General features: G+C 72.6%; 13 protein-coding genes and 1 tRNA gene. 11 read left to right on the forward strand and 3 right to left on the reverse strand.

What is annotated here, in order from left to right; genetic code table 11:
- Positions 1-3: 3 nt before the first annotated feature.
- The 6 genes from BM142_RS22610 to der all read left to right on the forward strand — a co-directional run bounded on the left by BM142_RS22610 (position 4) and on the right by der (position 5,491).
- Positions 4-882, forward strand: coding sequence for a carbohydrate ABC transporter permease (locus BM142_RS22610; RefSeq protein WP_092203530.1), 879 nt, complete (start codon positions 4-6; stop codon positions 880-882).
- Complete coding sequence (locus tag BM142_RS22615) at positions 879-1,850, forward strand: carbohydrate ABC transporter permease (RefSeq protein ID WP_254791171.1); 972 nt, start codon at positions 879-881, stop codon at positions 1,848-1,850. The genes BM142_RS22610 and BM142_RS22615 overlap by 4 nt, the downstream gene beginning before the upstream one ends.
- A gap of 28 nt (positions 1,851-1,878) precedes the next feature.
- On the forward strand, positions 1,879-2,955 hold the full coding sequence (locus BM142_RS22620) for an ABC transporter ATP-binding protein (RefSeq protein ID WP_092203532.1): 1,077 nt from the start codon (positions 1,879-1,881) through the stop codon (positions 2,953-2,955).
- 90 nt (positions 2,956-3,045) lie between these two features.
- Positions 3,046-3,408, forward strand: a complete 363-nt coding sequence (aroH, locus tag BM142_RS22625; protein WP_092203534.1) for a chorismate mutase — start codon at positions 3,046-3,048, stop codon at positions 3,406-3,408.
- Complete coding sequence (gene cmk / locus BM142_RS22630) at positions 3,405-4,148, forward strand: (d)CMP kinase (protein ID WP_254791173.1); 744 nt, start codon at positions 3,405-3,407, stop codon at positions 4,146-4,148. The genes aroH and cmk overlap by 4 nt, the downstream gene beginning before the upstream one ends.
- Positions 4,145-5,491: a ribosome biogenesis GTPase Der gene (gene der, locus BM142_RS22635; protein WP_092203538.1), complete on the forward strand. Its 1,347-nt coding sequence runs from the start codon at positions 4,145-4,147 to the stop codon at positions 5,489-5,491. Before cmk ends, der begins: the two co-directional genes overlap by 4 nt.
- Positions 5,492-5,504: 13 nt before the next feature.
- Here der and BM142_RS22640 read toward each other — a convergent pair whose 3' ends face one another.
- On the reverse strand, positions 5,505-7,664 hold the full coding sequence (locus BM142_RS22640; protein WP_092203540.1) for an MMPL family transporter: 2,160 nt from the start codon (positions 7,662-7,664) through the stop codon (positions 5,505-5,507).
- Between the two features lie 214 nt (positions 7,665-7,878).
- Here BM142_RS22640 and BM142_RS22645 point away from each other — a divergent pair.
- From BM142_RS22645 to BM142_RS22665, 4 genes are all read left to right on the forward strand, one after another.
- Positions 7,879-7,952, forward strand: a tRNA-Pro gene (locus BM142_RS22645).
- A gap of 297 nt (positions 7,953-8,249) precedes the next feature.
- Positions 8,250-9,137 carry a polysaccharide pyruvyl transferase family protein gene (locus tag BM142_RS22655; RefSeq protein WP_092203544.1) on the forward strand — a complete coding sequence of 296 codons (888 nt, stop codon included), beginning with the start codon at positions 8,250-8,252 and terminating at the stop codon, positions 9,135-9,137.
- A 476-nt stretch (positions 9,138-9,613) separates the two neighbouring features.
- Complete coding sequence (locus BM142_RS22660) at positions 9,614-10,522, forward strand: TIGR02587 family membrane protein (protein ID WP_256381328.1); 909 nt, start codon at positions 9,614-9,616, stop codon at positions 10,520-10,522.
- A 14-nt stretch (positions 10,523-10,536) separates the two neighbouring features.
- Positions 10,537-10,953 carry a hypothetical protein gene (locus BM142_RS22665; RefSeq protein WP_092203548.1) on the forward strand — a complete coding sequence of 139 codons (417 nt, stop codon included), beginning with the start codon at positions 10,537-10,539 and terminating at the stop codon, positions 10,951-10,953.
- Positions 10,954-11,117: 164 nt separating this feature from the next.
- On the opposite strand, the gene BM142_RS22670 is transcribed toward BM142_RS22665, so the two are convergent.
- The gene (locus BM142_RS22670; protein ID WP_092203550.1) at positions 11,118-11,321 is read right to left on the reverse strand and encodes a hypothetical protein; all 204 of its coding nucleotides are present in this window, start codon (positions 11,319-11,321) and stop codon (positions 11,118-11,120) included.
- An 82-nt stretch (positions 11,322-11,403) separates the two neighbouring features.
- Positions 11,404-12,582 (reverse strand): AI-2E family transporter, encoded by a 1,179-nt coding sequence (locus BM142_RS22675; RefSeq protein ID WP_092203552.1) that lies wholly within the window; start codon positions 12,580-12,582, stop codon positions 11,404-11,406.
- Positions 12,583-13,128: 546 nt separating this feature from the next.
- Between BM142_RS22675 and BM142_RS22680 the strand changes: the two genes are divergently transcribed.
- The coding region (locus BM142_RS22680) for a helix-turn-helix domain-containing protein (protein WP_254791177.1) at positions 13,129-13,431 on the forward strand (303 nt) is incomplete at its 3' end.

Genomic DNA, 13,431 nt, shown 5'->3' on the forward strand with positions numbered 1-13,431 from the left:
CCGATGGCGGTCACCCGGCAGGACCGGCCCTCCGGCTGGTACCTGGCACCCGCACTGACGTTCTTCGGAGCGTTCGCGGTGCTGCCCATGGTCCTGGTCGTGTACCTCAGCTTCACGTCCTGGGACGGCTTCGGTACGCCGGAGCTGTCCGGGGTGGGGAACTGGGAACGCCTGATGGACGACGGTCGGGCGTGGGACTCGCTGTGGCTGACGCTGGTGTTCATGGTGCTCACCTGGCTCGTCCAGACCCCGATCGCACTGCTGATCGGGGTCTGGGCGGCCGGGCGCCAGCGCAACCGGGCGGTCCTCAGCTCGCTGTTCTTCCTGCCGCTGCTGCTGTCCACCGCGGCGATCGCGCTGCTGTGGGCGGCCGTCCTCGACCCCAACTTCGGCGTGACGCAGCGGCTGCCGTTCCTCGGCGACTTCAACTTCCTCGGCAACACCGAGCTGGTGGTCTACACGGTGGTGTGGGTGATCAGCTGGCAGTACGTGCCCTTCCACACCCTGCTCTACCAAGCCGCCGCCCGGCAGGTGCCGCAGAGCCTGTACGAGGCGGCGACGCTGGACGGGGCGGGGCGCTACCGGCAGTTCTTCACGATCACGCTGCCGCTGGTGAAGTACACGATCATCACCTCGACGGTGCTGATGCTCGTCGGCTCGGTGACGACCTTCGACACGATCCTCATCCTCACCGGCGGCGGGCCCGGGACCGCGACCCGCATCCTGCCGCTGCACATGTACATCACCGGGTTCAGCGGGTACGAGTTCGGCTACGCCAGCGCCGTCGCGGTGCTGCTGCTGCTCCTGGGCGCCGGTCTCTCCCTCGCCGTCACCCAGGCCACCGGGTTCCGGAAGATGCAGAGCCAGCAGGAGGGCATGTGAGCGACCGGGCGCCCCTGGGCGGGAACAGCGGAACGGACGGCCGCTCGGGTGCGGTGGACGTGCGGACGGCCGAGGCGCCGCCCTCGCCGATCGCCCCGGTCCCGGAGGTGCCCGAACGCCAGCGGCGGCGGGTCTGGAAGCGACGCCGGGGCACCGGCCGGCCGAACGTGCTAGCGGGCGTGCTGGCCACGATCTGGCTGATCGTCGTCGCCGTCCCGCTGTACTTCCTGGTGTCGGCGAGCTTCCGCACCCGGGCCGACTACCTGTCCGACAACCCGCTGGCCCCGCCGCCGGAGCCGACGCTGGAGAACTACGCGACGGTCCTCACCGGCGACTTCCCGACCTACCTGCTCAACACGCTGATCGTCACGATCGCGACGATCGCCATCGTGGTCGCGCTCACCGTGCCGGCCGCCTACGCCGTGGCGCGCAACGCGGGCAGGATCGTGCAGCGCGGCTTCTCGCTCATGCTCGTCGGGCTGGCCATCCCGGCGCAGGCGGCGATCATCCCCGTCTACCTGATGATCACCCAGCTGCGCCTGTACGACACCCTCTTGGCGATCATCCTGCCGACGGCGGCGTTCGCGATGCCGGTGGCGCTCCTGGTCATGACCAACAGCCTGCGCGACATCCCCCGCGAGCTGTACGAGGCGCAGACCCTCGACGGCGCCGGACCGTTCAAGGCGCTGCGCCACCTGGTGCTCCCGCTGGCCAAGCCGGCCATCACCACCGTGGCGGTGTTCACCTCGCTCACCGCCTGGAACGGCTTCCTGTTCCCCCTGGTGCTGACCCAGTCCGTCGACACCCGCGTGCTCACCCTCGGCCTCTGGGACTACCAGGGCCAGTTCGGGACGAACGTGCCCGCGCTGCTGGCCGCCGTGACGCTCTCGGTCATCCCGATCTTCGTCCTGTACCTGTTCGGTCGCCGGTACCTGCTCAGCGGCCTGACCGCCGGTGCCGGCAAGTAGCCCGGCCCGCCCCGTCGAGAGGAACCCCATGGCGTCCGTCACCTACGAGCACGTGAGCTGCGTCTACCCCGGCGCCGACCGTCCCGCCGTGGACAAGCTGCAACTCCACGTCGAGGACGGCGAGTTCCTCGTGCTCGTCGGGCCGTCCGGCTGCGGCAAGTCCACGTCGCTGCGGATGCTGGCGGGTCTGGAGGACGTCACGGACGGGCGGATCCTGATCGGGGACCGGGACGTCACCGACGTGCCGCCGAAGGACCGCGACATCGCGATGGTGTTCCAGAACTACGCGCTGTACCCGCACATGAGCGTGGCCGACAACATGGGCTTCGCGCTCAGGATGGCCGGCCTCGGCAAGGCGGAGATCGCCGAGCGGGTGCGCGAGGCCGCCAAGCTCCTGGACCTGGAGGACTACCTCGACCGCAAGCCCAAGGCGCTGTCGGGCGGGCAGCGGCAGCGGGTGGCGATGGGCCGGGCGATCGTCCGGCAGCCGCAGGTGTTCCTGATGGACGAGCCGCTGTCCAACCTCGACGCCAAGCTGCGGGTGCAGACCCGCACCCAGATCGCCCAGCTGCAGCGCCGGCTGGGCATCACCACCGTGTACGTGACCCACGACCAGGTCGAGGCCATGACCATGGGCGACCGGGTGTGCGTGCTCAAGGACGGGCTGCTCATGCAGGTGGGCAAGCCGCGCGAGCTCTACGACCGCCCCACGAACGTGTTCGTCGCGGGCTTCATCGGCTCACCGGCGATGAACCTGTTCACCATGCCCGTGGCCGACGGCGGCGTCGTCCTGGGTGACGTGGTCTACCCCGTGGAGCGCACGGTGCTGGGGCAGGCGAGCGACTCCTCGGTGGTCCTCGGCGTCCGGCCCGAGGACCTGGACATCGCCGAGCACGGCCTGCCCATCGAGGTCGACGTCGTCGAGGAGCTCGGGGCCGACGCCTACGTCTACGGCCGCACCAAGCAGGGCGACGCCGAGCACCAGATCACCGCCCGTGTCGACGGCCGCCGTCCCCCCGAGCGCGGCTCGGTCATCCACGTCACCCCGCGACAGGGCCACGTGCACCTGTTCGACGTCGCCAGCGGCGAGCGACTGGGCGACTGACCCGCACGGGGGAGGGCGGTGGCGGAGGCTCCCTAGACTCGCTCGAAGGGCCCGGCGATCCGGGCACTGCAATCGATCGAGGAGAAGTGCATGGCCGTCCGAGCCATCCGGGGTGCGACGCAGGTCGACGCCGACGACCGGGAGCAGGTGCTCGAGGCCACCCGCGAGCTGGTCAGCGCGGTGATGGAGCGCAACCGGCTCGACCGGGACGACGTGATCAGCATCCTGTTCACGGCGACGCCGGACCTGGTCTCGGAGTTCCCGGCGCTGGCCGCCCGCGAGCTCGGCTTCGGTGACGTGCCGCTGATGTGCGCCTCGGAGATCGCCGTCCCGCACGCCCTGCCCCGGGTGCTGCGGTTGATGGCGCACGTGGAGAGCGATGCGCCGCGCAGCGAGATCCAGCACGTGTACCTGCGCGGCGCCGTCGCCCTGCGCAAGGACATCGCCCAGTGAGCGAGCGCCAGCGAGCGGACACCACTGGGCTGGGCGATCGCGCAGTGACCGGCGGGTTCACCGGCCAGATCACCCTCGACGGGCCCTCCGGCACGGGCAAGTCCAGCGTGGCCCGAGGCGTCGCGGCGCGGCTGGGCGCGGCCTACCTGGACACCGGGGCCATGTACCGGGCGGCCACCGTCGCCGTCCTGGACGCGGGGGTCGGTCTGGACGACGAGATCGCCGTGGCGCGTGCCGTCACCGGCGCCCGGATCGAGGTCGGCACCGACGCGGGGACGGAGGTGGTCCGCGTCGACGGCGTCGACGTGGCCGAGCGCATCCGCGGTGCCGAGGTGACGCGCGCGGTGTCGCCCGTGTCCGCCGTCCCGGCCGTCCGCCGGCACCTGGTCGCGCAGCAGCGGGACCTGGTCGCCGAGGCCGACGCCGTGGTGGTCGAGGGCCGCGACATCGGCACCGTCGTCCTCCCGGACGCGACCCTCAAGATCTACCTGACCGCGGCGCCCGAGGTCCGTGCCCAGCGGCGGGCCGGTCAGCTCGGGGTGACCGATCCCGACAAGATCGCCGCTCTGGCGCAGGACCTGCGCCGCCGCGACGAGTACGACAGCAGCCGGGCCGACAGCCCGCTGCGACCGGCGGCGGACGCCGTCGTCGTGGACAGCACCGACCTCGACCAGCAGGGCGTCGTCGCCAGGATCGTGGAGCTCGCGGCGTCGACCGTCGGGGCAGGGGAGCGGGCATGAGCGAGGACCAGAGCGGGCCGCTGCCCGTCGTCGCGATCGTGGGCCGGCCCAACGTCGGCAAGTCGACGCTGGTCAACCGGTTCCTCGGCCGGCGTGCCGCCGTCGTCCAGGACGTCCCCGGCGTCACCCGCGACCGGATCAGCTACGAGGCGCTGTGGAACGGCAAGCGGTTCACCGTCGTCGACACCGGCGGCTGGGACCCGAAGGCGGCCGGGCTGGGCGGGGCGATCAGCCGCCAGGCCGAGTACGCCATGAAGACCGCCGACGTCATCGTCTTCGTCGTCGACAGCCAGGTCGGGGCCACCGACACCGACCTCGCCGCCGCGCGCATCCTCCGGCGCAGCGACCGCCCGGTGATCCTGGTGGCCAACAAGGTCGACGACGAGCGCAGCGAGGCCAACGTCGCCGAGCTCTGGTCGCTGGGCATGGGGGAGCCGCAGCCGGTGAGCGCCCTGCACGGCCGCTCCAGCGGCGACCTGCTCGACCTCGTGCTTGAGGCGATGCCCGATGCGCCCCGGGAGCAGGAGGAGGAGGGCGGCCCGCGCCGGGTGGCGCTGGTCGGCCGGCCGAACGTCGGCAAGTCCAGCCTGATCAACCGGCTGGCCAAGGAGGAGCGCTCGGTCGTCGACTCCGTCGCCGGGACGACGGTGGACCCGGTGGACTCGATCGTCACCCTCGGCGGCGAGGAGTGGAAGTTCGTCGACACCGCCGGCCTGCGCCGCAAGGTCAACACCGCCAGCGGCATGGAGTACTACGCCAGCCTGCGCACCGAGGCCGCGATCCAGGCCGCCGAGGTGGCCGTCGTCCTCCTGGCCGCCGACGAGGTGATCAGCGAGCAGGACCAGCGGGTGATCAGCCAGGTCGTCGACGCCGGCCGCGCGCTGGTGATCGCGATCAACAAGTGGGACACCCTCGACGAGGACCGGCACTACCAGCTGGAGAAGGAGATCGAGCGCGAGCTGGCCCGGGTGCGCTGGGCGACCCGCGTGAACATCTCGGCCAGCACCGGGCGCGGCGTGAACAAGCTCGCCGGCCACCTGCGTGCCGCGCTGGCGTCGTGGGAGTCGCGGGTGCCGACGGCGGAGCTCAACACCTTCGTCCGGGCGCTGGTCCAGGAGACGCCGCCGCCGGCGCGCGGCGGGCGGGCGCCGAAGATCAAGTACGTGACCCAGGCCGACGTCCGGCCGCCGCGGTTCGTGGTCTTCTCCACCGGCTTCCTGGAGGCCGGGTACCGCCGGTTCCTCGAGCGCAAGCTGCGCGAGCGCTGGGGCTTCGAGGGCACGCCGATCGAGGTGTCGGTCAAGGTCCGCGAGGGCCGGGGGAGCGACCGGCCGAAGGGCTGAGACGGGTCGCCCGTCACTGCCCGGGGCGGACGTCCTGGGTGGTGTCCCGGTCGCTCCGTGGCGTGGGCACCAGCGCGGCCTCCCTGCCGGAACGGCGGGCGTACCCCGGCTCGTCCCGGCGCTGGGCGAGGCTGCTCGGCCACCACATGTGCCGGCCGACGTCGAGGTTCAGCGCGGTGACGAGGACGGACCGGACGACGATGGTGTCGGGGAGCACCCCGAGCGCGACCGCGATGCCCAGCTGGGTGAGGAAGGTCAGCGGCAGCGTGCCGAGCACCGAGAAGGTCGCCGCCAGGACGAACCCGGCGGACGTGATCACCCCACCGGTGGCCGCCAGCCCGATCAGTGCCGCCCGCCGGGTGCCGTGGTCGAACGCCTCCTCCCGCACCCGGGTCATCAGGAAGATGTTGTAGTCGATGCCGAGCGCGACGAGGAACACGAAGACGAACAGCGGGAAGGAGCTGTCGGTCGCGCTGACGTCGAGCGCCCAGTCGAAGATGAGCGCACTGATCCCGAGCGCGGCGCCGAAGGAGAGCACCACGGTCGCGACGAGGATCAGCGGCGCGACCAGGGCCCGCAGCAGCACGCCCAGCACGGCCAGCACCACGAGCATGATCAGCGGGATGATCACCTGGTTGTCGCGCTGGCTGGCGGTCTGGACGTCGAGGTTGATGGCGGTGTTGCCGCCCACCAGTGCCTCGCCGTCCCCCACCTCGTCGAGCTCCGAGCGGAGCGAGCGGACGGTGTCGTAGGCGGTGTCGCTGTCGCCGGCGTCCGCCAGCGACGCCTCGATCAGTGCCTGATCGCCGGTGACGCGAGGCTCCTCGACCTCGCCGACGCCGTCGTTCGCGGCCACCGCGCTCGCCACCTCGTCGGCCGTGTCGGCGCCGGTGAGGACGTACACCGGGTTGCCCGCGGCGGCGGGGAAGTGTTCCAGCGCGACCTGCTCGCCGGCGACTGACTCGGGGGTCCCGCGGAACGAGTCGGCCTGGGTGAGGCCTTTCGCGTTGAGGCCGAACAGGCCGAGGCAGGCCACCAGCAGCAGCCCGCTCGTGACCACCCAGACCACCCGGGGGCGTGGCTGGATCATGCTCCCGACCCGCGACCACACGCCGGTGGCGCTCGGCTCGGGGCTGCCCAGGGCCGGGCGCACCGGCCAGAACACCCAGCGCCCGCAGATGACCAGCAACGCCGGGAGCAGGGTCATGAGCACCACGAGGGTCACGCCGACGCCGATGGCGGCGACCGGTCCCAGGCCACGGGTGGAGTTCATGTCCGCGGCCAGCAGGCACAGCATCCCGAGGATCACCGTGCCGCCGCTGGCCAGCACCGCCGGCCCGGCGCGGTGGACCGCCTCCGTCATGGCCTCGTGCCGGTCGCCGTGCAGCCGCAGTTCCTCGCGGTAGCGGGCGACGAGCAGCAACGCGTAGTCGGTGCCGGCGCCGACGACGAGGACGGTGAGGATGCTCGCGCTCTGGGCGTTGACGGTGAGGTCGGCGTACCGGGCGAGCAGGTAGATGAGCGCCTGCGAGCAGAAGAGCGCGACCACCGCCGAGAAGATCGGCAGGATCCAGAGGACCGGGCTGCGGTAGGTGAACAGCAGGATGAGGATGACGACGCCCAGGGCCGCGAAGAGCAGCGTGCCGTCGATGCCCTCGAAGGCCTCCGACGAGTCCGCCGCCTGGCCCGCGGGTCCGGCGACGTAGACGTCCAGCCCGTCCGGTGCGTCCGCCGCCTCCGTGCGCAGGTCCTCGGCCAGCGGCGCGATCGCCTCCCATCCGTCGGGCCCGCCGTTCAGCGGCACGACGAGCTGGGCCGCCTGCCCGTCCTCGGAGGGGATCGGCCCGACGACCTCGCCGTCCAGGCCGTCCATGCGGCTGAAGGCCGCAGCGTCCTGCGCGACGGCGTCCAGGTCCGCTGCGGTGAGTCCGTCGGCCCGCTCGTAGACGACGACGGCGGGGACGACGTCGGGGTCGGAGCCGAGGGCGACCTGCTGCTCGAGGGCGAGCGTCGACTCCGCGTCGCCGGGCAGCCAGGACGAGATCTCGTTCTCCTGCTGGTCGGTGAGGCCCGCGGCCAGGGGGGCGGCGAGCGCCGCCAGCACCAGCCAGAGGACGAGGACGACCCACTTCAGCCGTGGATGGCTCACGCGCGACGCGAACGACCTGCCCATGATGAGACCTCCGGCACCCCGGTCGATGCCTGCTCGGCGATGGCGAGATCCGCGCGCATGACGCTAGCCACGGGTCTCGACGGCTGTCATTGCGTTAAGACGCGGCAGGGCCGCAGAACTGAGCGGGGGCCGCGCGAGACGCGCCGGAGGGTGCGGTAATCTGCCGGGGCGGCCATCGCGCCACCCGGAGATGTCCGGGCGGGCCGACGGCGCGCGGGCTGTAGCGCAGCTTGGTAGCGCACTTGACTGGGGGTCAAGGGGTCGCAGGTTCAAATCCTGTCAGCCCGACAGAGCAGGGCCAGGGGCCGTCCGGAGGAGTTCCGGGCGGCCCCGACTGCTGTCCCGGCGACGTCTCCTTCGCGCTGCGCCGCCCGGACGTCGATGATCGTGGGGTGGACGTGCGGGAGGTCGCCGAGGAGCTCTACGGACTGCCGCCCGAGGAGTTCATCGCCGTCCGCGACGCCCGGCGGAAGGAGACGCGCACCGACGGTGACCGGGACCTGGCCCGGCGTCGTGGAGGGAGGGGTCCTGACGGACTCCTCCCTCCTCGCGCCTGCGACGGGGCCGCCTGCGAGGGTGGGACGCATGCGGGTTCTCGTGGCCGGATGGTTCAGCTTCGACGAGGTCATCGCCACGATCGGCGACGAGCTCGGCGCCGACACGGTCGCCGACTGGCTGACCGATCTCGGCGTCCCCTTCGACGTCGCTGAGGCGCCCTACCTGGGGACCGGCGTGGACTGGCGCGAGGTCGATCCGGCCGACTACACCCACCTGGTCTTCGTCAGCGGCCCGGTCAGCGACGAGCCGCTGCTCCGCGAGCTCTGTGCCGCGTTCGAGGGCTCGCAGCGGTGGGCGATCAACGTCTCGGTCGTCGACGGGATCGGCCGGGGGCTGTTCCACCAGGTGTGGGAGCGGGACGCCCCGGACGTCGCCCGCCCGGACCTCGCCATCGAGCGCCCGGACGGGCGCGGCGAGGACGGCCGGGAGCGGCCGGTGGTCGCCGTGGCCTTCGCGCCCGCACAGGGGGAGTACGGCGACCGCAGCCGGTCCGAGCAGGTCCGCGAACACCTCGAGGAGTGGCTGGCCTCCCGCCGGCTCCCCTGGTTCGAGCTCACCATGGACCTGTACGAGAAGCCCCACCGCCGGGAGCCGGACCAGGTGGAGGCGCTGATCCGGCGGGCCGACGTCGTCCTCAGCATGCGCCTGCACGCGCTCGTCCTGGGCCTGAAGCACGGCAGGCCGGTGATCGCCGTCGACGCCGTCGCGGGCGGTGCCAAGGTCACGGCCCAGGCCGGAGCCCTCGGCTGGCCCGTCGTGCTGGCCGGGGAGGACCTCACGGCCGGAGCGTTGGACGCGGCGCTGGACCGCTGCCTGTCCGGGGACGCCGCGGATGCGGTCGCCGCCGCGGTGGACCGGGGGACCGCGGGCAACGCCATCGCCCGGGACTGGCTCAGCCGGCAGCTGCGGAGCTGACCCCGGGGAGAGGGCGGTGCGCGCGGCGGAGAACCGGTCCGCCAGCTCCCTGGTCACCGGGCGTCGGGCCGCCAGCGCCGCCGGCAACCGGCGGACCAGTCCGGCGAGGGCCGACCGTGCCGACGGATCGGTGATCGCCCGCACCGCCGGCCGCGCCGTTCCGGACCTGGCGTGTTCGGCGTCTCGTCGGTCGCGGTGCTCTCCTCACCGGGGTCACCGGAGGGACACGCTCGCCCTCTCCCGTCGGTCGGTCGCTCGTGCAGGCCGGGTGTCGGTCACCGGGCCTCGCGCGGGCGGTGACGGTCCCGGACCCACCCGTCGCGACGGCCGCCGCGCGCGGGTTCCGGGGCGATGGCCTCCGGCTCGGCTCTCCTACGAGGACCGCGGTGACCCGGGCACGTAGGGTCGCAGGGGTGGTGGGCACCCCTGCCACCTGCGCGTCAGGCAGCCGGCGCGTCGAGCGCGACGGGTTCTGCGTGGACACTCGGCACGGTCCCGAAGCAGGGACGACCGACGTCTCGTCCCGGCGGGCCGAGCGACCCGGCCGGGCCGCGACGGCGGCCGGAACGCGCCCGGCGGACTCGGCCCCGACTGAGCGCCGGGAGACCCTGCGGGGAGTCGGTCGCGCGTTCGGCGGCGCACTGCTCTTCGCACTGCCGATGCTGATGACCATGGAACTGTGGCGGTTGGGCCACACGGTCGACCGGTGGCGGCTCGCGCTCCTGGTGGTGGCGACCGCTCTCCTCGTCCTCGGACTGGTCCGGATCGTCGGGGCAGGGACCGGTGGCACCGGGTTCACCGGCCACCTGGTCGACACCGGCATCGCACTCCTCGTCGCGGCCGTCGCAGCGGCGGTCGTGCTCACCGTGCTGGCCGTCGTGAACCCGGTCCGTGACTGGCACGACGCCGTGTCGGTCATCGCCATCGAGACCCTGCCCGCCGCGATCGGTGCCTCCTACGCGCGCAGCCAACTGGGGGAGGGGAGCCACAAGGGCGAGGTGTCCGGATACCCGCACGAGCTGTTCCTCATGGCCGCAGGCGCGGTCGTCCTCGCCGCCAACATCGCGCCGACGGAGGAGGTCGTGCTGCTGGCGGCCATGATGAGCGAGTTCCACACCGTCGCGTTGATCCTGGTGAGCGTCGCGATGATGCACGCATTCGTCTACTCGGTGGGCTTCAAAGGACAGGAGAACGCCGACCGCCCCGTGCGTGCCTTCCTGACGCTGACCGTCGTGGGCTACGTCATCGCGATGGCGATCTCGGCCTACGTGCTCTGGACGTTCGGCCGCTTCGACGGGGCGGGCCTCGCCGCGGCCGTGTCCGAGACGGTCGTCCTCGCGCTCCCTGCCAGCCTCGGCGCCGCCGCGGCGCGTCTGATCCTGTGAGGAGGAGAACCCGGATGAGCCGATCGCAGGACGGCGGATCCCGGCCGCACCCGGCGGCCGACGCCAGCAGGGGGGAGTACCTCCTGGGCGGGCTGGGGAGCGTGCTCATCGTCGCCCTGCTGGCCTTCCTGACCTACCAGGCCCTGACGCCCCGAGAGTCCGGACCGGAGCTGACGGTGACCGTGACGTCGATCGAACCGGCCCCAGCGGGCCATGCCGTCCACTTCCGGGTCCTCAACAGCGGCGGCCGGACGGCCGAGCAGGTGCACGTCTCCGGAACGCTCACCCGTGGTGGGCAGCAGGTCGGGGAGTCCACGGCCACGGTGGCCTACGTCCCGCCGGAGAGCCGGCGGGACGGGGTGCTCCTCTTCTCCCGCGACCCGCGGGACGGCGACCTGGCGGTCGCCGCAACCGGCTACGTCCTGCCCTGACCGCTCCCCGGCCGTGCCGGGGGACCGTCCTGGAGCAGCGTCCGGACGCGCCAAGAACCGTTATCCCCAACACCGACGCGGAGCGGCGAAGGGCGGCTGACGGCAGCAGCAACCACGGGACCCGGTCGGTGCAGACAGGTCGGGGGCGACACCGATGCGTCCGGTCAGCCCGGGGCGAGCCGGGCGCACTCCGGGCAGGGGTCGGGCGAACCGAGCCCCCGGGGACCGCTCCACTTTCCCTGGACCACGCCGACCGAGGTGCCGCAGATCGCCGCCCACGGCGCCGGCAGGTCCGCCGTCTCGGCGAGCACGGCGTGCGCCCGCCCGGTGCTCTGGTCCCGCCCGGCCGCGTGGTCGCTGCTGCTCATGCCTCCATGATCGCGCGGACCGCCGAGCACCGTGGCGCCGCCGCTGCCGGAGCCTCCAGGCGGTAGGACCGTGGAAATCGCCCTACGAGGCGGTCGCCGGCTGCGTCACCGCGCCGTCCCCCGTCGGCGTGGGGGCGACGGCGTCCTCCGGCGTCCCCTCCGCGGCCGGGGAACCGGGGGCCGCCGGGTGCAGGCGGAGGTACTCGAGCACGCGGTACGTCACCGCCATCAGTGGGACGGCCAGCAGCGCGCCGGCCACGCCCAGCAGCAGGCCGCCGGCCGTCACGGCGACGAGGATCGCCGCCGGGTGCAGGTGCAGGGCCCGGCCCATGATGAGCGGCTGCAGCAGGTTGCCCTCCACCTGCTGCACCACGAGGACGACGACCAGGATGATGATCGCGTCGGTCATGTCGTTCGTGACCAGGGTGACCAGCACCGCCACCGCTCCGCTGACCGTGGCGCCGAGCAGCGGGACGAAGGCGCCCACGAACGTCAGCAGGGTCAGCGAGAGCCACAGCGGCACGCCGAGGATGAGCAGGGCGGCGCCGATGCCGACGGCATCGATGAGCGCGACGACCACGACCCCGCGCACGTAGTGGGCGAGCGTGTCCCACGCCGACCGTCCGGCGCCGTCGACCTGCGCGCGCCGCCGGTCCGGGACCCGCTCGAGCAGCCACGCCCACATCCCGGCGCCGTCCTTGAGGAAGAAGAAGACGAGGAAGGCGACCAGGATCAGCCCACCGAGGACGTACAGGCCCATGCGGGCACCGTCGGTCGGCGTGGGGCTGGCCTCGTAGATCCAGGTGACGATCTCGTTGCGGATGTCGGAGACCTGCTCGGGATCGAGGCCGAGCGGGCCCTCGATCGCCCAGACGCGGATGCGGTCGATCCCCGCGGCCAGTGGCCGGGTGAGGTCCTGCATCGTCGAGGCGGCCCGGAATCCGACGAGGAACCCGATGCCCAGGAGGACGGTGGCCAGGGTGAGGACCGCCAGCAGTGCGGACAACGCCGCCGGCAGGCCGGCCCGCCGCAGCGCTCCGGAGATGGGGGACGTCAGGGCGGCGAGGAGCACCGCCAGGGCGACGGTGAAGGTGATCAACGGCAGCCGCAGGAGCAGCCAGAACACCAGCCAGCCGATCGCAGCCAGGGCGAGGACAGCACCGCTCACGGCCATCGTGCGCACCGTCCACGGCGGCACGGTGGGCAGGCCCGGTCGCCGTCCCGTGCCGGCCGGGACCGGCGGCTCCGGATCTCCGCTCACGGTGCCGTGCCGTTCGACGCGCGAATTCCTGCCATGCACGGCTCCTGCCTCCCTCTTCCCGGCCCGGGGACGGGCCGCGCAGCGACGGACGCAGTCTCCCGGTGGTCTGCGTCGGCCGACGTACCGGGCGGCCGGTCGTCATCGTCGCCCGGGGGCTCCATGCCCTCGCGCCGTCCCCGACCGGCGACGGCGGCGAAGATGTCAGCCGATCGTCATGCACCACCTCCCGGTGCCAGTACGGCAACACGTGGGCGGGAATGTGGGACATCACCAAGGGAGTCGAGACTCTGACGCACCGGCCCGGTCAGAGATCTCACTGGCCGGCGTGTGCGCTGACGCCCACTTCTGGGCCCTTGGGTTCTAGGGGTCGTCGCAACACCTCGATGAGACGAGGTGGCCTCGATGGCTGGAACCGTGCAAGTGCCGAAGCAGGTCCATCGTCGGTTCTGGCGGCTGGTCGCCGCTGGAAGCTCGACCGAGAATGCCGCTGCTGCCGTCGGCGTGGGTGGTGCCACCGGTCGCAGGTGGTTCGCCGAGGCTGGTGGCATGACGCCGATGAGTCTGGTCGAGCCCCGTGGCCGCTATCTGTCGTTCGCCGAGCGGGAGGAGATCGCCCTGGATCGGGCGGCCGGCCTGGGCGTGCGAGAAATAGCCCGGCGGCTGGGGCGCAGCCCGTCAACGATCAGCCGGGAGATCGCCGGCGGCTGCCTGAACCGCCGGCCGCGCGGCCGCTACCGGGCCTCGGTCGCCCAGGCCCGCGCCGAGGCACGGGCCCGTCGACCGAAGCCGGCCAAGCTGGTTCTGCACCCGCGACTGCGCGACTGGGTGGCCGACAAGCTCGAAAACCTG

The sequence above is a fragment of the Blastococcus tunisiensis genome (assembly GCF_900112815.1).
GTDB lineage: Bacteria > Actinomycetota > Actinomycetes > Mycobacteriales > Geodermatophilaceae > Blastococcus_B > Blastococcus_B tunisiensis.